This window comes from Parvibaculum lavamentivorans DS-1, assembly GCF_000017565.1.
In the GTDB taxonomy this organism is placed as follows: Bacteria; Pseudomonadota; Alphaproteobacteria; order Parvibaculales; family Parvibaculaceae; genus Parvibaculum; species Parvibaculum lavamentivorans.
This window is the reverse complement of sequence record NC_009719.1, coordinates 3,253,102-3,270,456: the sequence shown is the minus strand read 5'-3', so window position 1 is coordinate 3,270,456 and position 17,355 is coordinate 3,253,102. Positions and strand designations below refer to the sequence as shown.

16 protein-coding genes and 1 tRNA gene are annotated in these 17,355 nt (G+C 63.0%); 4 read left to right on the top strand and 13 right to left on the bottom strand.

What is annotated here, in order from left to right; all coding sequences use genetic code 11:
• Positions 1 to 9: 9 nt before the first annotated feature.
• From cysC to PLAV_RS15575, 3 genes are all read right to left on the bottom strand, one after another.
• Positions 10 to 1,929, bottom strand: a complete 1,920-nt coding sequence (gene cysC / locus PLAV_RS15585; RefSeq protein ID WP_012111992.1) for an adenylyl-sulfate kinase — start codon at positions 1,927 to 1,929, stop codon at positions 10 to 12.
• A gap of 12 nt (positions 1,930 to 1,941) precedes the next feature.
• Positions 1,942 to 2,736, bottom strand: coding sequence for a sulfate adenylyltransferase subunit CysD (gene cysD, locus PLAV_RS15580; protein WP_012111991.1), 795 nt, complete (start codon positions 2,734 to 2,736; stop codon positions 1,942 to 1,944).
• 167 nt (positions 2,737 to 2,903) lie between these two features.
• Positions 2,904 to 3,224, bottom strand: coding sequence for a hypothetical protein (locus PLAV_RS15575; protein ID WP_012111990.1), 321 nt, complete (start codon positions 3,222 to 3,224; stop codon positions 2,904 to 2,906).
• A 95-nt stretch (positions 3,225 to 3,319) separates the two neighbouring features.
• Between PLAV_RS15575 and PLAV_RS15570 the strand changes: the two genes are divergently transcribed.
• Positions 3,320 to 4,099 carry a carbonic anhydrase gene (locus PLAV_RS15570; protein ID WP_083762602.1) on the top strand — a complete coding sequence of 260 codons (780 nt, stop codon included), beginning with the start codon at positions 3,320 to 3,322 and terminating at the stop codon, positions 4,097 to 4,099.
• Positions 4,100 to 4,279: 180 nt separating this feature from the next.
• Here PLAV_RS15570 and PLAV_RS15565 read toward each other — a convergent pair whose 3' ends face one another.
• Positions 4,280 to 5,152, bottom strand: a complete 873-nt coding sequence (locus PLAV_RS15565) for a helix-turn-helix domain-containing protein (RefSeq protein ID WP_041536066.1) — start codon at positions 5,150 to 5,152, stop codon at positions 4,280 to 4,282.
• A 392-nt stretch (positions 5,153 to 5,544) separates the two neighbouring features.
• Here PLAV_RS15565 and PLAV_RS15560 point away from each other — a divergent pair, with 392 nt between their 5' ends.
• Together PLAV_RS15560 and rnk are read left to right on the top strand one after the other, a co-directional pair.
• Positions 5,545 to 6,060, top strand: coding sequence for a GreA/GreB family elongation factor (locus tag PLAV_RS15560; RefSeq protein ID WP_012111987.1), 516 nt, complete (start codon positions 5,545 to 5,547; stop codon positions 6,058 to 6,060).
• A 1-nt stretch (position 6,061) separates the two neighbouring features.
• On the top strand, positions 6,062 to 6,475 hold the full coding sequence (gene rnk, locus PLAV_RS15555; protein ID WP_049767808.1) for a nucleoside diphosphate kinase regulator: 414 nt from the start codon (positions 6,062 to 6,064) through the stop codon (positions 6,473 to 6,475).
• A gap of 38 nt (positions 6,476 to 6,513) precedes the next feature.
• Here rnk and PLAV_RS15550 read toward each other — a convergent pair whose 3' ends face one another.
• The 3 genes from PLAV_RS15550 to PLAV_RS15540 form a co-directional block, all read right to left on the bottom strand.
• Complete coding sequence (locus PLAV_RS15550) at positions 6,514 to 6,948, bottom strand: GFA family protein (RefSeq protein ID WP_012111985.1); 435 nt, start codon at positions 6,946 to 6,948, stop codon at positions 6,514 to 6,516.
• 17 nt (positions 6,949 to 6,965) lie between these two features.
• Positions 6,966 to 7,487, bottom strand: a complete 522-nt coding sequence (locus tag PLAV_RS15545) for a DUF1993 domain-containing protein (RefSeq protein ID WP_012111984.1) — start codon at positions 7,485 to 7,487, stop codon at positions 6,966 to 6,968.
• Positions 7,488 to 7,605: 118 nt separating this feature from the next.
• A tRNA-Lys gene (locus PLAV_RS15540) sits at positions 7,606 to 7,680 on the bottom strand.
• 280 nt (positions 7,681 to 7,960) lie between these two features.
• Here PLAV_RS15540 and PLAV_RS15535 point away from each other — a divergent pair.
• Positions 7,961 to 10,522: a membrane-bound PQQ-dependent dehydrogenase, glucose/quinate/shikimate family gene (locus PLAV_RS15535; RefSeq protein WP_012111983.1), complete on the top strand. Its 2,562-nt coding sequence runs from the start codon at positions 7,961 to 7,963 to the stop codon at positions 10,520 to 10,522.
• A 3-nt stretch (positions 10,523 to 10,525) separates the two neighbouring features.
• On the opposite strand, the gene tgt is transcribed toward PLAV_RS15535, so the two are convergent.
• From tgt to gyrA, 6 genes are all read right to left on the bottom strand, one after another.
• Positions 10,526 to 11,665: a tRNA guanosine(34) transglycosylase Tgt gene (gene tgt, locus PLAV_RS15530; protein WP_012111982.1), complete on the bottom strand. Its 1,140-nt coding sequence runs from the start codon at positions 11,663 to 11,665 to the stop codon at positions 10,526 to 10,528.
• Positions 11,662 to 12,714, bottom strand: a complete 1,053-nt coding sequence (gene queA, locus PLAV_RS15525; RefSeq protein ID WP_012111981.1) for a tRNA preQ1(34) S-adenosylmethionine ribosyltransferase-isomerase QueA — start codon at positions 12,712 to 12,714, stop codon at positions 11,662 to 11,664. The genes tgt and queA overlap by 4 nt, the downstream gene beginning before the upstream one ends.
• Before the next feature lie 224 nt (positions 12,715 to 12,938).
• The gene (locus PLAV_RS15520) at positions 12,939 to 13,412 is read right to left on the bottom strand and encodes a peptidylprolyl isomerase (RefSeq protein ID WP_012111980.1); all 474 of its coding nucleotides are present in this window, start codon (positions 13,410 to 13,412) and stop codon (positions 12,939 to 12,941) included.
• A 22-nt stretch (positions 13,413 to 13,434) separates the two neighbouring features.
• Positions 13,435 to 13,980, bottom strand: coding sequence for a peptidylprolyl isomerase (locus tag PLAV_RS15515; protein ID WP_012111979.1), 546 nt, complete (start codon positions 13,978 to 13,980; stop codon positions 13,435 to 13,437).
• A gap of 37 nt (positions 13,981 to 14,017) precedes the next feature.
• The gene (gene coaD, locus PLAV_RS15510) at positions 14,018 to 14,530 is read right to left on the bottom strand and encodes a pantetheine-phosphate adenylyltransferase (protein WP_012111978.1); all 513 of its coding nucleotides are present in this window, start codon (positions 14,528 to 14,530) and stop codon (positions 14,018 to 14,020) included.
• A gap of 11 nt (positions 14,531 to 14,541) precedes the next feature.
• Entirely contained in the window at positions 14,542 to 17,319 is a 2,778-nt protein-coding gene (gene gyrA, locus PLAV_RS15505) for a DNA gyrase subunit A (RefSeq protein ID WP_049767889.1), read from the bottom strand.
• Positions 17,320 to 17,355: the final 36 nt, after the last annotated feature.

Below are 17,355 nucleotides of genomic sequence, written 5' to 3'. Positions count from 1 at the left end.
ACCAGGGTCTTATACCTTGAACTTCATCTCCACATAGTTGACGAGTTTCTCCACCGCCTCGTCTATCGGCGTGATGGCCGTATCCACGGTCAGTTCGGCGCTCTCCGGCTCCTCATAGGGGGCGGAAATACCCGTGAAATCCTTGATCTCACCAGCTCGGGCCTTCTTGTAGAGGCCCTTCGGATCGCGCGCCTCGCAGGTGGCGACGTCCGCCTTGACGTAGATTTCGTGGAAATCCGCCTCTGCCGCAGCTCGCGCACGGTCGCGATCCGACCTGTAGGGCGAGATGAAGGAGGTGATGGCAATCATGCCAGCGCGCGCGAACAGCGCCGAGACCTCCCCGACGCGGCGGATATTTTCCGCGCGGTCTTCGGGCGAGAAGCTCAGGTTGGCATTGAGGCCGTGCCGCACGTTATCCCCGTCCAGAACGAAGACGTTATAACCCTTCTCGAAGAGCTTTTTCTCGAGTGCGACGGCGAGCGTCGACTTACCCGCGCCGGAGAGGCCGGTGAACCAGAGCACACCGCCCTTGTGACCGTTGCGGAAGGCGCGCGCCTCATTGGTGATGCCATGCTCGACGCGGGTGATGTTGGTCGAACGCGACGTAATGAGGTCGCGCTGGTCGGCATAGCCTTCCATCGAAATGATGCCGCCGCCGGCGATGTCGTATTTGTCGATGAGAACGAAACGGCCGCTTTTCGGCGCCTTGGTGAACTCGTCGAGAGCGAGCATGCGGCGCGCACGAATGACGATTTCGGCAACCTGGTTGCGTTCAACCTGATGGGAAGAGGAGTTGGAAAGATCGCTCGTATCGACAATGCTTTCAATCGACTGAACGGTAACCGGTGCCTCGAGCGTGCCGAGTTTGATGCGGTAGCTCTTGCCCTTTACCAGAGGCTCATGGCCAAGCCAGAAGATGCGTGCACGGAACACATCCGTCTCGATCGGGGGATTTTCGGCATGGCTGACGAGCTCGCCGCGTTCGACGAAAATCTGCTCATCGAGCGTGATGCCGATGGATTCTCCCGCAACGCCTTCAGTGGGGGCCTGCTTGCCGGGAACTGTCGACCAGTACTCGATGGACTTGACCCGCGCCGTCTTGTTCGACGGCGAGAAAACGAGTTCGTCGCCGACCGCGAGCCGGCCTTCCTCGATACGCCCCGCGATAATGCGGCGATGGTCGAACTTGTATACGTCCTGCACCGGGAACCGCAACGGCCGGTCGACGGGCGACGCGGCGGGCAGAAAGCTGTCGAGGGCCTTCACAATCGTCGGCCCCTTGTACCAGGGCATCGCGCCTGTCTGGTTGACGATATTGTCGCCCTGACGCGCGGAAACCGGAATGACGAAGGTCGGCGTCACGCCGATGGAGGTGAGATAGTCGCGGTATTCCTGCTCGATCAGGTCGAACTGATCCTTTTCGTAGTTGATCAGGTCCATCTTGTTGACGGCGACCGCGACCTGCCGGATGCCAAGCAGATGCAGCAGGTAGCCGTGACGGCGGGACTGCTCGCGCACGCCTTCGGCCGCGTCGATGATCAGCAGCGCGGCGTCCGATTGCGCGGCGCCGGTGATCATATTCTTCAGGAATTCCTTGTGGCCCGGCGCATCGATGATGGTGTAGTCGCGCGCCTCGGTCTTGAACCAGATCTGGCTGGTGTCGATGGTGATGCCCTGATCGCGCTCCGCCTGCAGTGCATCCATGAGGAAGGCCCATTCGAACGGCACGCCGCGCCGCTCGCACATCGCCTTGATGGACTCGTATTTGCCATCCGGCAGGGAGCCGGTGTCATGAAACATACGACCGACAAGCGTGGACTTGCCATGGTCGACATGGCCCACGATGACGATGCGCAGGAGATCGCGATAGGAGGCAGGATTGGTGTTCACGGCGGCCAGCCTGACCTTGGCTTCGGATACTTCGGACATGATCGAATTCCCTTACAGGTAGCCGTCGGCGCGGAGACGCTCGAACGCGTCTTCCGACTCGTGATCCATCGCGCGGCCCGAACGCTCGGAAATCCGCGTCGTCCTCAGCTCCTCGATGATTTCCTCGACGGTCGTCGCCGTGCTGGCGACAGGCGAGGTGATGTCCTTGTCGCCGAGCGAACGGTAACGCTTGCCGTCCTTGGCGAAATAGAGCGGGATCGTCGGGATCTGTTCGCGCTGCGTGTAGAGCCAGATATCGACTTCCGTCCAGTGCAGCAGCGGATGGATGCGGATATGCGTGCCCGGCGGGAAATCGGTCTTGAACTGGTCCCAGAACTCCGGCGGCTGATCCTTGAAGTCCCACTGGCCAGTAAGGCCGCGCGGGCTGAACACACGCTCTTTCGCGCGGGTCGCCTCTTCGTCGCGGCGGATGCCCGCGAAAAGCGCGTTGAAGCCATGCTTCTTGATCGCGAGCTTCAGGCCTTCGGTCTTGCGCGCGGCGGAACGCGCGGCAGGCGGCAGCGTCTCGTCGATCGTATCGAGCGGCGGGCAGAGCTCGCGGATGAAGTTCAGATTCCACTCCGCCGCATAGCGGTCGCGGAATTCGTACATTTCAGGGAATTTCTTCTCGGTATCGACATGCATCACGGGAAACGGCACGTGACCGAAAAAGGCCTTCCGCGCCAGCCAGATCATGACGTTGGAATCCTTGCCCAACGACCACAGCATCGCGATGTTCTCGATCCGGTTGAACGCCTCCCGGAAAATGAAAATGCTTTGGCTTTCAAGCTGGTCCAGACGATCCATGGCTGCCTTCCTGCCGGGGGCGCCATGCGCCGGCCCGCCAATATACACAAAAACAACGGGATTAAAAATCTAATCCCATTTGCGATTGTGATTTAATGCGCCCACTTGCCATTTGCAAGCGCGAAATGGCGCAAAAGTCAGCCGTCAATCGTCGACGTCTTGCCCGCTCAGCGGCGCGAAGCGCGCTTTGCCGGTGCCGGGCAACGCGAGGCCGGAACGAGCTTTTCCGCCGTACGCCGCACCGGCCGGGCACTGACCACAGCGGAAGTGATGCGGCCGCCGCGGCCAAGACTCTTGCCCTCGAGTTTTCTCATCAGCGCGTCGATGCGAGCCTTGATTTCCCGCTCCGAGCGCGCGGCTTCCTGCTCTCTCTGGTTCCGCAGGCTGTTCATATGCAGCGCGGTCAGAATAACGAACAAAAGTATCAATCCACCCACGGAAATCTGGGTCTCCATGGACATATTCCCAAGGAGTTCAGCAACCGTCATATCGTTCCCCATCGTCAGTTCAACGCAGCCCTTGCGCGCGACTCTATGCAGATTTCGGGCCTTTGCCAGTGCATCGTTGCATCAGCATTTGAGAAATGGCGGGTGCCTTTCAGGCGGCTAAATTTCAGGCAAATGAATGGGTTTTGGGCAGGAATACGCCACTTTCCTATCCGGCCCGGCATCGTGTATGTAGGCCCGACAGCTTTTCCGCGCACCAGCAAGAGTATGACAGCATGGACGCCATCGACAGCTTGATAGAAGGTTACCGCTCGTTCCGCGCCGGAACCTACAAACAAAATGAGGAGCGATATCAGGCACTTGCGGCGAAACGCCAACAACCCAAGGCGCTGATCATCGCTTGTTGCGACAGCCGCGCTGACCCCGCAATGGTGTTTTCGGCGGATCCCGGAGAGCTTTTCGTGGTGCGGAACGTGGCCAACCTGGTGCCGCCCTACCAGCCCGACAGCCACTATCACGGCACCAGCGCGGCACTCGAGTTTGGCGTCAAAGGCCTTGAAATTGCTGACATAATCGTAATGGGCCATGCCGGCTGCGGCGGCATCGAGGCGCTGTACGAGGCAGGTTGCGGACACCCGCCGGAAGGCGATTTCATCTCCAACTGGATGTCGCTCGCAACCGGCGTCGAAACCGCCATCCGCACCAAGCATGGCGACCTCGAAAAGCCCGGCCTGCTCCGCCTGATGGAACAAGGTGCCGTGGTGCAATCCCTTGATATGCTTAGGACTTTCCCCTTCATCGCGGAACGGGAAAAGGCCGGAAAGCTGCGCCTCCACGGCTGGTTCTACGGCATCGGGACAGGCATTCTCTCGATCTACGACCCCGCCACGGAACGCTTCGACGCCGTTCCCGAATAAGCAAAGCCGCCGATTGTCACAATTCAAAAGCCGCGGCTTTCCGCCATCGTTCCGGTACCGGATTCGACTGTCGTCAAACCGTCATCAAACCGTCATGGCGATTGCGGGCAACGCACCTCCGGTCAGCGCGAAAGCGGCGGGGATAAATCCGATACGGGGATAAATGCCCCTGCCCGCCCGTTACGAGCAACCGGCGGCCTTGTCCCCGACATATCTGCGGAAGACCCAGCCGGCGGTCCCATCCGCCCGCTCGATCCGGTGCCACTGCGCACCCTCATCCTGACCGACAAGCCGCAACGGCTCGCACGCATCAAGCACGCCGATCACCTCGCCCGCATTGCCGGGCGACGCACGGAGATAGACGTTCGAGATGGCGAAGGCATTCGCGTCTTCCATCGGCGCGACGGTGGCGGCTTCTTGAGCGGGTGTAGCCTCCACAGCGGGACGCGACAGGAGAGCGGCGAACTCAGCCGTGACGGGAGACGATCCGCCCACGGATGAAGGAGCGGAAGGCGCAGGCGCCGCCGAGATGGCAACGGGAGCGGGAATGGCAGGCGCGCGCGGCTCGGCACTCGCGATGGGCATGGAGCGGACCGGCTCGCGCATCGGCAGGGGTTGCTGCTCGAAAAGACCTTCGGCTGCGGCAACGGCTTCGTTGATCTCATCGCGCGGCACACCGAAATCGAACAGCAGCGCGGCAAGAACAACCGCGCCGATGAAAGCGCCGGTCACGACATAAGCGATACGCGCGCGCGACACCTGCGACCAGGGCAACTCCGGCTCGGAATAATCCGCGCTTTCGATATGCTTGTGAACTTCCTCGCCGAGACGCGACAGCGGCCTCTCGACATCGACATCGAGAAACTTCGCATAGGCGCGCGTGAAGCCGACGGTCTGCGGCAATGCCGGCAGCAGCTCGAACTGTCCTGCCTCGATCGCCTGCAGATAGACCGGCCTGATCCTGAGCCGGTCGGCAATATCCTTCAATGACAATCCGGCCGCTTGCCGCGCGTCGCGCAGCGTCTCGCCGATTTCCTGTCTGTGTTCTGCCATACGGGTCATCCAAAAGTCCGACGTTCCGTAATCAGGCTAGCGGGACATGGTTACCAATAATGTACGATTTTGTCTCGCTTTGAGGTGCCATCCATATTTACGGGGCGGATATGGCGGCAGTGAGGCAGCGTTAACCAATCGGCAACCATAAATGGCGGGCTGTAATGCCGCGGAGCACCGGCTTTGACAATCCGCGGACAAGGGTTACTCTCTCCTCATTATGCGCAAAGCACAGACACGCATTATTCTGACGCCGGGTACGTTGCTCGCGGGACATTAGCCCCGGGCTGACGCCGCATTTCCATGCGCGCACCGTCCGGGGACCGACCTCAACCTTCATTTTTTCTTTCCGCCGGCAGGCTCCATGAGCCGCGCCGCCACGAGGTATGTGCATGTCCACTCACAAGGGCGGCGCGAGCCGTCCGCAACTCATCCTGGCCGCCACCCCGCCGCCCGAGCAAAGGCCCCTTCTCACCCGGCATGATTTTGCGCGGCTCGAACTTGCCTGCTTCGAGCAGCTCGACCTTCTGAACCCGATGCAGCCCTTCGTGCGCGCGAAGCTCGAAGAGGCACGCATTGTGTCCGGCAACGAGATAGCGGAGACGGTTGCGACACTTGGCAGCATCGTCCGCTACCGCATCGAGGATCGAATGCTGGAACGGCGCCTGCTGCAGCTCGACAACCGGCACGCGCCCAACGGGCAATATCTGAGCGTGCTGACGCCGATCGGCCTCGCCTTGCTCGGACGTTCGACGGGCGATCTCTGCGAGGCGGAGCTTTTCAACGGCGCGAAACTGACAATCAGGATCGCGCTTATCGAACACCAGCCGGAAGCCGAAATCCGCCGCCGCGTGAAATCGCGGCAGCAGGACGAGCTGCCGGACGACCCCGGACCGGAGGCCGCGTGACATGGGAAGAATGATGCAAACGATTGTCGTGGACGATCTTCCGCAGATCGTCGTGGCGGAAGAGCAATTCGACGCGCTGTCGGATATTGCCGAAGGCCTGACCGGCGTGCTGCCGCATGTCGCGGGCTTTCTCGACCGCGAACTCAACCGCGCCCGGCTGCTGCCGCTGGCGCATGTACCGTCCGATGTAGTGAAGGTGAATTCCACCGTCGAATTCACCCTCGACACCAGAGGCGAGCGCGTGGAAAGGCTGAAGCTTGCTTTTCCGGCGGAAAGCACAGCCGGTGATGGATATGTTTCCATCGCTTCGCCGGTTGGCGTCGCCCTTCTCGGTCTTCGCGAAGGACAGTCCATTGAATGGACCTCGCGCTATGGCGAGCGGCGTTCGCTCAAGGTCCTGAAGGTGACGGGATAGCGGCAAGGCGGCGCGCGGAGAAATCCGCGCGCCGTCTTTCACGCCGTCCGGTAAGGCTCGGGCGAGCCTTCCGGATATTGCGGCAGGCCATCGCTCAACATGAGCCACGGCACCTTGGCGGAAACCCAGATGTGCATTTCGGGATTTATGGATTGCGGATCGTCGAGCGTCGCCAGCGGGAAGCCGAGACGGTCGCCGTCGAGCGGTTCGAGCGTCACGCTTGACCCGCATTTCGGACAGAAATGACGCCAGAGCCGCTCGGACGAGCGCCAGCGCGCGGTCTCGCCCGTGACCGTCACAGCTTTTTTCGGAAAGGAAGCAACGGCGAGGAACGGCGATGCCATCGCCTTCTGACAGATACGGCAGTGACAGACGCGCGAGCCGATCGTCTCCGCCTCGATGCGATAACGCACGGCGCCGCAGGCACAGCCGCCTTCATAGGGCGGCGGGGTATTGAAGGGATTTGCGGGCATGAACTATTCCGTCGAACTTACATCTTCATGCGCAGCGGGCCGATGAAATCCGCCTTGCCGATTTTTACGCCGCGTGCGCGCAGGATGTCGTAGGCCGTGGAGGCGTGGAAATAGAAATTCGGGAAGGAGAAGGAAAGCAGGAAATTTTCCGCCGTGAAGGGAAGCTGGTGCTTGCCGAGATGGAAGATGACGTCCTTGCCCTGAAAGGCGTCGAGCGCATCCGGCGTTACTTTTTCGAGACCGGCTTTCGCGTCATCGACCAGCTTCTGCAGGCTCGCATAATCATGCGTGCCGGGGTCTTTCGGCGGCGAAAATGTACCGCTCTGGACGCCCTCGACGGCACCGAAGGAATGATGCGCGATGGAGGCGATCTGGAAGCTGAAAGGCAGCATGTCGTCGATCACGCGCGCGGCGACGATGTCGTTCGGATTGGTGCCCTGCTCCTCGCAGAAGGCGGCGCCCTTTTTCAGGAAGCCGGAGACGGCGGTGAGCGTCTGCAGGTAGTTCGGAACGGCAATTTCATAAAGCGAGAGCGACATGTTTCCCCCCGGGATGCACCGCCCTGGCGGCGCGTTTGTTTCGGTGGCGGGATGCTCTATCAGCGAGAGCGAAAACTCAACCGCATCACCGACGGAAACGCGCGGAAAACGCGAAAAGTGGTGAGCCCTGATGGGATCGAACCATCGACCTACTGATTAAAAGTCAGCCGCTCTACCGCTGAGCTAAGGGCCCGCCGGAGGAGCGGAAAACGGGGCCGCGCCTCGAAAGGTGGGCGGAACTTAAGGGGCGCGCTGCATGGGGTCAACACCGGATGGCGCCCGGGCCAAGTCCTTTTGTCCTCTCGCATTTTTCATGACGGCCGAGCCCCGCCGGTCATGTTTGCGCGAATCCCCTTCCGGCATGATGGCGAAGAAGGTCCCCGCCCCTGCGGCGGATGGAACCCTATGGAACCCATTGAGCGGCAGAACCGTTCTCTCTCATGGGAAATTCATTCGATCCATGGGGGAGTTTCATGACAGAGATGCCGCAAACCGGCCAACCCACCCGCCGCCCGCAAGACGAGTGGTGGGTGCCCGAGAAGCCCCGGCGCGGCTTCGGCTGGTGGTGGAGCGGCTTTATCGGCGCGGTGATCGCGCTGACGGGGCTGCTGCTCGCGGGCGGCGGCTTCTGGCTGCTTCTGCTTGGCGGCTCCTGGTATTACGTCATCGTCGGCATCGCGCTCACGGCTGCGGGCCTGCTGATGATGTTCCACGACATGGCGGGGCTCTGGACCTATCTCGCTGCATGGCTCTTCACGCTCGCCTGGGCTTACTGGGAAGCGGGCCTCGAGCCTTGGGCGCAAGTGCCGCGCCTTGTCGCGCCGACGGTGCTGCTTCTGCTGGCGCTCACCGCGATACCGGGCCTGCGTAAACCCCGGATGGATCGGCGATACCCCTCCTCCGGCACGGCGCTGAGCATTCTCGTGCTGCTCGGTCTTGGCGGGGCGCTGCTGCTGCGCGATGTGGCGCCGCCCGCCTTCGCGAATGGCGGCCAAAGGCAGCAAAGCATGGAGCCGGTGGAGGAAGGCGGGAACGGCGGCGAAAACATCGACATGCCGCCTGAAGTGACGGCGGCGCCCACCACTGCGGTGGAAGCGGACCGCATTTTCAGCGCGGGCGCCGACTGGCCGGCCTATGGCGGCTCGAATGCCGCGACGCGCCACTCACCCCTGACGCAGATCACGCCGGAGAATGTGTCGCGGCTACGGGAGGTCTGGACCTATCGCAGCGGCGACATGCCGAGCGAGGCGGCGGCGGGCGAATATGCGCCGGAGAACACGCCGCTCAAGATCGGCAATAATCTCTATCACTGCACCGCGAAGAACATCATGGTGGCGCTGGACGCGGCAACCGGCGAGGAAATCTGGCGCCACGACCCGGAAGTGCCCGATGCCGCCATTCCCTATGGCGCGACCTGCCGGGGCGTCGCCTATTACGAGGCGCCGCAGGCGGCTGCCGGCGAGACCTGCGCCACGCGCATCATGGAAGCGACGCTCGACGCGCGGCTGATCGCCGTCGATGCCGCGACGGGCGCGCCCTGCCCCGGCTTTGGCGAGAACGGCACGGTCGATCTCAATGAGGGCATCGGCGAGACGGTGCCGGGCTGGTATTCCGTGACCTCGCCGCCGACCATTGTGCGCGGCATTGCCGTTGTCGGCGCGCAGGTGAAGGACGGGCAGGCTGAAGACGCGCCATCGGGCGTCATCCGCGGCTATGATGCGGTGAGCGGCGAACTCGCCTGGGCATGGGACATGGGCCGACCGGACCGCAAGGGCGCACCGCCGGAAGGCGAGACCTATACGCGCGGCACACCCAACATGTGGACCATCGCCGCCGGAGACAGCGCGCTCGGCCTTGTTTATCTGCCGATGGGCAATTCCTCTGTCGATTACTGGGGCGCCGACCGGGCCGATTACGAGAATGAATACAGCACTTCGCTTGTGGCGCTGGATGTGACGACCGGCGATGTTGCCTGGCATTTCCAGACGGTTCATTACGATGTCTGGGACTACGATCTCGGCTCGCAGCCAACGCTGATCGATCTGCCTACGGAGGATGGCGCGGTGCCTGCGCTGATCCTGTCGAGCAAGCAGGGACCGATCTATGTGCTGAACCGCGCGACGGGAGCGCCGCTCTTCCCGGTCGAGGAGCGGCCGGTGCCGCAAGGCGGCGTCGAGCCCGAGAACCTGTCGCCGACGCAGCCTTATTCGAGCTATGCGACGCTGAGCAAGGAAAGGCTCACCGAAAGCGACATGTGGGGCATGACGCCGCTCGACCAGCTTTGGTGCCGCATCCAGTTCCGCCGCGCATCCTATGAAGGCGAATACACACCGCCGACCGCCGACCGGCGCTTCATACAATATCCGGGATATAATGGCGGCTCCGACTGGGGCAGCGTCGCCGTCGACACGGAGCGCGGCATCCTGATCGCAAATTACAACGACATGCCGAACTTCAACCGCCTGATCCCGCGCGAGGAAGCCGACGAGATGGGCCTGAAGGGCATTCATGAAGGCGGCGGCGAGGAAGGCGAGAAAGGCAGCAGCAGCAGCCGCGCGGAAGGCGAAGGCGACGCGCAGGCAGGCGCGCCCTATGCGGTGCATGTCAATGCGGGCTGGCGGATGCCGACGGGTCTCCTCTGCAAGAAGCCGCCCTATGGCCATATCCGTGCCATCGAACTTGCGACCGGCAAGACGATATGGGACCGGCCGCTCGGCAGCGCCGAGAATAACGGCCCCTTCGGCATTCCGACGATGCTGCCCTTCACCATCGGCACGCCGAACAATGGCGGACCGCTGCTGACGGCGGGCGGGCTGATCTTCATCGCGGCGACGACGGACGACAAGTTCCGCGCCATCGACATCGCGACCGGCGAGACGCTGTGGGAAACCAAACTGCCGGCGGGCGGCCAGACGACGCCGATCACCTATGAGGTGGAGGGACGGCAATACATCGCCATCGCACCGGGCGGGCATCACTTCATGGAAACGAAAATCGGCGATTACGTGATCGCCTATGCGCTGCCGGAGGACTGAGCCTCAAAGGGGCTCGATGTCGCCACCGGCCTGCGCCGCCTTGAAATCGGCGACGAAGGCCGCGAAACGCTGCTCGGCGATGGCGGCGCGCATACCGGCCATGAGGGACTGGTAGTAATGGACGTTGATCCAGCTCACCAGCATGGAGCCGAGCATCTCGCCCGACTTGATGAGGTGATGAAGATAGGCGCGTGAATAATCGCGCGCGGCGGGGCATGTGCTGGTCTCGTCGAGGGGGCGCTTGTCGGCGGCGTGGCGCGCATTCTTCAGGTTCACCTTGCCGCGCGAGGTGAAGGCGAGGCCGTGGCGGCCATTCCGCGTCGGCATCACGCAATCGAACATGTCGATACCGCGCGCGACGGATTCCACGAGGTCGTCCGGCGTGCCGACGCCCATGAGGTAGCGGGGCTTGTTTTCGGGAAGCGCGGGGGTCGTGAAATCGAGAACGCGGAGCATTTCCGCCTGGCCCTCGCCGACCGCGAGACCACCGACCGAGTAACCGTCGAAGCCGATCTCCTGCAGGCCGGCGGCAGACGCCTTGCGGAGCGGCTCATAGGTGCTGCCCTGCACGATGCCGAAAAGCGCCATGCCTTCGGTGCGGTGGGGCTGTGCCTCGAAGGCGGATTTGGAGCGCGCGGCCCAGCGCAGCGACAGCTCCATCGACTTCTTCGCTTCCGCCTCCGTCGCCGGAAAGGGCGTGCATTCGTCGAGCTGCATCTGGATGTCGGAGCCGAGCAGGCATTGGATTTCGATGCTGCGCTCGGGCGAGAGGAGATGGCGCGAGCCGTCGAGATGCGACTGGAAGGTGACGCCCTCCTCCGTCATCTTGCGGAGCTTGGAGAGCGACATGACCTGGAAGCCGCCGCTATCGGTGAGGATCGGATGCGGCCAGTTCATGAAGGAATGGAGGCCGCCCAGCGCCGCGATCTCCTCCGCGCCGGGGCGGAGCATCAGATGATAGGTATTGCCGAGCACGATGTCGGCGCCGGTGGCGCGGACCTGCTCGGGATATAGCGCCTTGACGGTGGCGGCGGTGCCGACCGGCATGAAGGCGGGCGTGCGGATAGTCCCACGCGGCGTGTCGATGGCGCCGGTGCGGGCGCGGCCGTCGGTGGCGGCGAGGGTGAATTTGAACTGGCTCATGACGCGCCATATATCAGGCAGGCGTCGCCATAGGAATAGAAACGGTATTTCTCCGCCACCGCATGGGCATAGGCACGCTTCATCTCCTCCGTCGACCGGAGCGCCGAGACGAGCATGAAAAGCGTCGAGCGCGGCAGATGGAAATTGGTCATGAGGACGTCCACGGCGCGGAAACGGTAGCCCGGCGTGATGAAGATATCCGTCTCGCCGCGAAAGGGATGGACAGTGCCCGCCTCGTCCACAGCACTTTCGAGGAGGCGGAGTGAGGTGGTGCCGACGGCGACGATGCGGCCGCCCTTCGCCCGCGCCTCATTGATGGCGGCGGCTTCCGCTTCCGTGATCTCGCCGCGCTCCGCATGCATTTTATGGGTATCGGTGTCTTCCGCCGTGACCGGCAGGAAGGTGCCCGCGCCGACATGGAGCGTGAGGCGGACGGTCGAGACGCCGCGCGCTTCGATGGCAGCCATGAGCGCGGGCGTGAAATGGAGGCCGGCGGTGGGCGCGGCGACGGCGCCCGGTTCGTCGGCATGGAGCGTCTGATAGTCGGCAACGTCTTCATCATCCGCCGCGCGCTTGCGGGCGATATAGGGCGGCAGCGGCATTTCTCCCGCCGCAGCGATGGCGGCATCGAGCGCGGGGCCGGAGAGCGAGAAGCGAAGTCCCGCCTCGCCGCCCTCGCCTTTTTCCTCGACGGCGGCGGAGAGACCGCCCGGGAAATCTATCGTCTCGCTGAGGTTGAGCTTTTTCGCCGGACGGAGAAAGGCGCGCCATTCATCGGCGCTTTCGCGCTTGTGGAGCATGACCTCGATACGGGCCGACGCCTCGCCCCGCCGCCTCGTGCCGAAAAGGCGCGCGGGGATAACCTTCGTGTCGTTGAAGACGAGGATGTCGCCTTCGCGGAGATGAGACGGCAGGTCGGAGACGGATTTATCGGCAAGCGCGTTTTCCGCCGGGCCGATGACGAGCATCCGGGCACTGTCGCGCGGCCTTGCGGGCCTGAGCGCGATCAGTTCCTCCGGCAGATCGAAATCGAAATCCGAGACGCGCATTGAGGCAACCTGCTCTTACCCACCCTCCCCCTGTGGGAGGGTCAAACGGCTGCAAGCCGTTTGGGGAGGGGTAACGGCATGGCCCGCCATCACACTCGATAGCGAGTTCACTTCATCGAGTCAGAGCCCCCTCCCCGAAAAATCCTCGCGCTGCTCGAATTTTTCGACCCTCCCACAGGGGGAGGGTGGGAAGGAAAGGGCTCCGGAATTTTTAACGGCGCGTCTTATGCCGCGTCGGCGGCGACGCGCATGGAGACGATGCGGTCGGGGTCGCGGACGGGTTCGCCGCGCTTCAGCTTGTCGACGGCGTCCATGCCAGAGACGACCTTGCCCCAGACGGTGTACTGGTTGTCGAGGAAGCGCGTGTCGCCGAAGCAGATGAAGAACTGGCAGTCGGCGCTGTTCGGGTCCTGCGTGCGGGCCATCGAGCAGATGCCGCGCACATGCGGCTCCTTGGAGAATTCGGCCGGGATCTTCTTGCCCGAACCGCCGGAGCCGGTGCCGGTCGGATCGCCGCCCTGCGCCATGAAGCCGTCGATGACGCGGTGGAAGGCAACGCCATTGTAGAAGCCCTCGCGCGCCAGTTCCTTGATCCGCGCGACATGCTTCGGCGCGAGATCGGGGCGCATTTCGATGATGACTTCGCCATGGGGAATTTCCATGACGAGGGTGTTTTCCGGGTCTTTGATATCGGTCATTTGGTATCGGTCCTCGTGTAACTTACTGAGCGTCTGCCGCGACCTGCATCTTCACGATCTTGTCGGGATTGGCAGGCGGTTCGCCGGCGGCGATGTTGTCGACATGCTCCATGCCTTCGACCACGCGGCCGAACAGCGTGTATTCGCCGTCGAGGAAGCTCGCATCGTCGAAGACGATGAAGAACTGGCTGTTGGCGCTGTTCGGGCTCTGCGAGCGCGCCATGCCGAGCGTGCCGCGCTGGAAGCTTTCCTCGCGCGTGAACTCGGCACGGAGATCGGGAAGCATCGAGCCGCCCATGCCGGTGCCGGTCGGATCGCCCGTCTGGGCCATGAAGCCCGGGATGACGCGGTGGAAGACAATGCCATCATAGAAGCCCTCGCGCGCGAGGGTCTTGATCCGCTCGACATGCTCCGGCGCGATTTCCGGCAGCAGCTCGATAACGACGCGGCCATCCTTCAGGTCGAGATAGATGGTGTTTTCGAGATCGGCGGCGGAGGCACGGCCCGGCAGCACGGCCATGCCGGCGGCGAGAACGAACGCCATCATTATATGTGTCAGTCTCGCCATGAAAAACTCCTGTCAGCGAGTTGCGAGGGAGCCGCCTTCAGCGGCTTTTCTTCTGCTCGGCGACGCGCGCCAGCACCTTGGCTTTCACATGAGGCGGCACGAAGGGCGAAATGTCGCCATCCATGCCCGCGATCTGCCGGACGAGCGTGGAGGAGATGAACTGCGTATCCGGCGAGGCGGCGAGAAAGACCGTCTCCACATGCGGGTTCATGACACGGTTCATGCCGACCATCTGTGTTTCGTACTCGAAATCGACCGCGCCGCGCAATCCGCGAAGGATGACAGTTGCGCCATGTTCGTCCGCCGCATTGACGACGAGGCCGGAAAAGGAGGCAGTCGAGATTTTCGAGCCGAGTTCCTTCGCGATCGGCCCGGCCTCCTGCTCGATGAGCTGGAACCGCTCTTCAAGCGTCAGCAGCGGCGTCTTGGTGGCGTTGACGCCGATGGCGACGATCAGGTGATCGACGAGCTTGAGGCCCCGGCGGATGATGTCGAGATGCCCGTTGGTCATCGGATCGAAGGTGCCGGGATAGAGCCCGATGCGCGCCATGGTTCGCTCTCCTATTCCTCGTCCGAGCCGGTTTCCTCGACCCGCTCGACCGAGACGACGCGCTCATCCGGCGCGGTACGGAAAATCGTGACGCCTTGCGTCGCGCGTCCCGCGGCGCGTACATCGTCCACCGGGCAGCGAATGAGCTGGCCGGCATCTGTGACGAGCATGATCTGGTCCTGCACATCGACCGGGAAGGAGGCAACGAGATTGCCGTTACGCGGCGTGACGGCCATGGCGATGATGCCCTTGCCGCCGCGGCCCGACGTCCGGTAGTCGTAGGAGGAGGACCGCTTGCCGAAGCCCTTTTCGCTGACGGTGAGCACAAACTGCTCGCGGGCGCCAAGCTCGGAATAACGCTCGGTCGAGAGCGTCATCTCTTCGGCTGCTTCCTCTTCGCCCTCTTCCGCCTCGACGATTTCGGCTTCCGGCTCCTCGCCCTCGCCGGAAACGGCACGGCGCATGGCGGCGGCCTGCTTCAGGTAAGCGCGCGCCTCCGCCGGCGTGACGTCGACATGACGCATGATGCTCATGGCGATCAGCTTGTCGTCATCGCCGAGACGGATGCCGCGCACGCCAGTTGATTTGCGGCTGGAGAAGACGCGAACCTCGGTAACGGGGAAGCGGACGCAGCGGCCATTCGCGGCGGTGAGCAGCACGTCGTCTTCCTCCGTGCAGATCTGCACGCCGACAATGGCGTCATCCGCATCGTCGCCTTCGAACTTCATCGCGATCTTGCCGTTGCGGTTGATCTGCACGAAGTCCGACAGCTTGTTGCGGCGAACGCTGCCCTTGCGGGTGGCGAACATAACGTGGAGGCTGTCCCAGCTCGCTTCGTCTTCCGGCATCGGCATGACGGTGGTGATGTATTCGCCGTGGTCGAGCGGCAGGATATTGATCATCGCCTTGCCGCGCGCTTGCGGCGTCGATTGCGGCAGACGCCAGACCTTGAGCTTGTAGACCATGCCCGTGGACGAGAAGAAGAGCATGGGCGTATGCGTATTGGCGACAAAGAGACGGGTGACGAAATCCTCGTCCTTGGTCGACATGCCGGACCGGCCCTTGCCACCGCGGCGCTGCGCGCGATAGGTCGAGAGCGGCACGCGCTTGATATAGCCCTGATGGCTGACCGTGACGACCATGTCCTCACGCTGGATCAGGTCTTCATCCTCGAAATCGGATTCGGACTCGGCAATCTCGGTGCGGCGCGGCGTCGCGAACTCGGCTTTGATCGCCGTCAGCTCGGTACGCATGATGTCGAGCACGCGGGCACGCGAACGCAGGATCGAGAGATAATCCTCGATCCGCTCGCCCAGACCCTTCAGTTCGTCGCCGATTTCATCGCGGCCAAGCGCGGTGAGGCGCTGCAGGCGGAGTTCGAGAATGGCGCGGGCCTGCTCCTCCGACATGCGGATGGTGCCGTCTTCACGCAACTGGTGGCGCGGATCGTCGATCAGCGCGATCAGCGGCGCAATGTCCCGCGCCGGCCAGTCGCGCGCCATCAGACTTTCGCGGGCCGATGCCGGGTCTGGCGCGGTGCGGATGAGCTTGATGACCTCATCGATATTGGCGACGGCAATGGCGAGGCCGACAAGGACATGGGCGCGGTCGCGCGCCTTGTTGAGCTCGAACTTGGTTCGCCGTGAAATCACTTCCTCGCGGAAAGCGACGAAGATTTCGAGGAACTGCTTCAGGTTCATCAGCTCGGGACGCCCGTGATCGAGCGCGAGCATGTTGCAGCCGAAGCTCTGCTGCAACGGCGAGAACCGGTAGAGCTGGTTCAGCACCACATCCGGCACGGCATCGCGGCGAAGCTCCACCACCACGCGCATACCGTTGCGGTCGGACTCGTCGCGCAGATCGGCGATGCCTTCGATGCGCTTCTCGCGCACGAGGTCGGCGATCTTTTCCACCATCGAGGCCTTGTTCACCTGATAGGGAATTTCGGAAATGATGATCGCCTGACGGTCTTTTCGCACTTCCTCGAACTCGACGCGGCCGCGCACCACGACCGAGCCCTTGCCCGTGTGATAGGCAAGACGCGCGCCCTGCCGGCCGAGCATGATGCCGCCGGTCGGAAAATCGGGCGCGGGAACATGCTCGATCAATTCATCTATCGTGATGTCAGGATTGTCGATCAGCGCGATACAGGCGTCGATCACCTCGCCGAGATTATGCGGCGGGATGTTGGTCGCCATGCCGACGGCGATACCGTTCGCGCCATTGACGAGAAGGTTCGGCAATTCGGCGGGGAGAACGACGGGCTCCCTTTCGGTGCCGTCGTAATTGTCCTTGAAGTCGATCGTGTTCTTGTCGATGTCGTTGAGCAGCGCATGGGCCGTCTTCGCCATGCGCACTTCGGTGTATCGCATGGCGGCGGGCGGGTCGCCGTCCACCGAACCGAAATTGCCCTGCCCATCCAAGAGCGGCAGGCGCATGGAGAAATCCTGCGCCATGCGCACCAGCGCGTCGTAAATCGACTGGTCGCCATGCGGATGGTATTTACCGATCACGTCACCGACGACGCGGGCCGACTTGCGATAGGGCTTGTTCCAGTCGTAGCCGTTTTCGTTCATCGAAAAGAGGATGCGGCGGTGCACGGGCTTCAATCCGTCCCGCGCATCGGGCAGCGCGCGGCTCACGATCACGCTCATCGCGTAATCGAGATAGGAACTGCGCATTTCATCTTCGATGGCGATGGGAGCGACGTCGCGCTCGGGCGGCGGACCGCCGGCGGAAGGACCGCCCGGACCGCCGGGCGGCGTGCCCGAACCGTTCAAACTATCCATGCCGGTATCGTCGCCCGGGCCTGGCTCGTCACCCGG

Bases quoted from the DNA above. Each gene is read 5' to 3' on its own strand.
- PLAV_RS15520 (WP_012111980.1), bottom strand. From the start codon at position 13,412: ATGACCGATATCAAAGACCCGGAAAACACCCTCGTCATGGAAATTCCC.
- cysC (WP_012111992.1), bottom strand. From the start codon at position 1,929: ATGTCCGAAGTATCCGAAGCCAAGGTCAGGCTGGCCGCCGTGAACACC.
- coaD (WP_012111978.1), bottom strand. From the start codon at position 14,530: ATGGCGCGCATCGGGCTCTATCCCGGCACCTTCGATCCGATGACCAAC.
- PLAV_RS15545 (WP_012111984.1), bottom strand. From the start codon at position 7,487: ATGTCGCTCTCGCTTTATGAAATTGCCGTTCCGAACTACCTGCAGACG.
- PLAV_RS15575 (WP_012111990.1), bottom strand. From the start codon at position 3,224: ATGACGGTTGCTGAACTCCTTGGGAATATGTCCATGGAGACCCAGATT.
- queA (WP_012111981.1), bottom strand. From the start codon at position 12,714: ATGCGCGTCTCGGATTTCGATTTCGATCTGCCGGAGGAACTGATCGCG.
- tgt (WP_012111982.1), bottom strand. From the start codon at position 11,665: ATGAGCCAGTTCAAATTCACCCTCGCCGCCACCGACGGCCGCGCCCGC.
- PLAV_RS15515 (WP_012111979.1), bottom strand. From the start codon at position 13,980: ATGGCGAGACTGACACATATAATGATGGCGTTCGTTCTCGCCGCCGGC.
- PLAV_RS15570 (WP_083762602.1), top strand. From the start codon at position 3,320: ATGGCGGGTGCCTTTCAGGCGGCTAAATTTCAGGCAAATGAATGGGTT.
- cysD (WP_012111991.1), bottom strand. From the start codon at position 2,736: ATGGATCGTCTGGACCAGCTTGAAAGCCAAAGCATTTTCATTTTCCGG.
- PLAV_RS15535 (WP_012111983.1), top strand. From the start codon at position 7,961: ATGACAGAGATGCCGCAAACCGGCCAACCCACCCGCCGCCCGCAAGAC.
- rnk (WP_049767808.1), top strand. From the start codon at position 6,062: ATGGGAAGAATGATGCAAACGATTGTCGTGGACGATCTTCCGCAGATC.
- gyrA (WP_049767889.1), bottom strand. From the start codon at position 17,319: ATGGATAGTTTGAACGGTTCGGGCACGCCGCCCGGCGGTCCGGGCGGT.
- PLAV_RS15550 (WP_012111985.1), bottom strand. From the start codon at position 6,948: ATGCCCGCAAATCCCTTCAATACCCCGCCGCCCTATGAAGGCGGCTGT.
- PLAV_RS15565 (WP_041536066.1), bottom strand. From the start codon at position 5,152: ATGGCAGAACACAGACAGGAAATCGGCGAGACGCTGCGCGACGCGCGG.
- PLAV_RS15560 (WP_012111987.1), top strand. From the start codon at position 5,545: ATGTCCACTCACAAGGGCGGCGCGAGCCGTCCGCAACTCATCCTGGCC.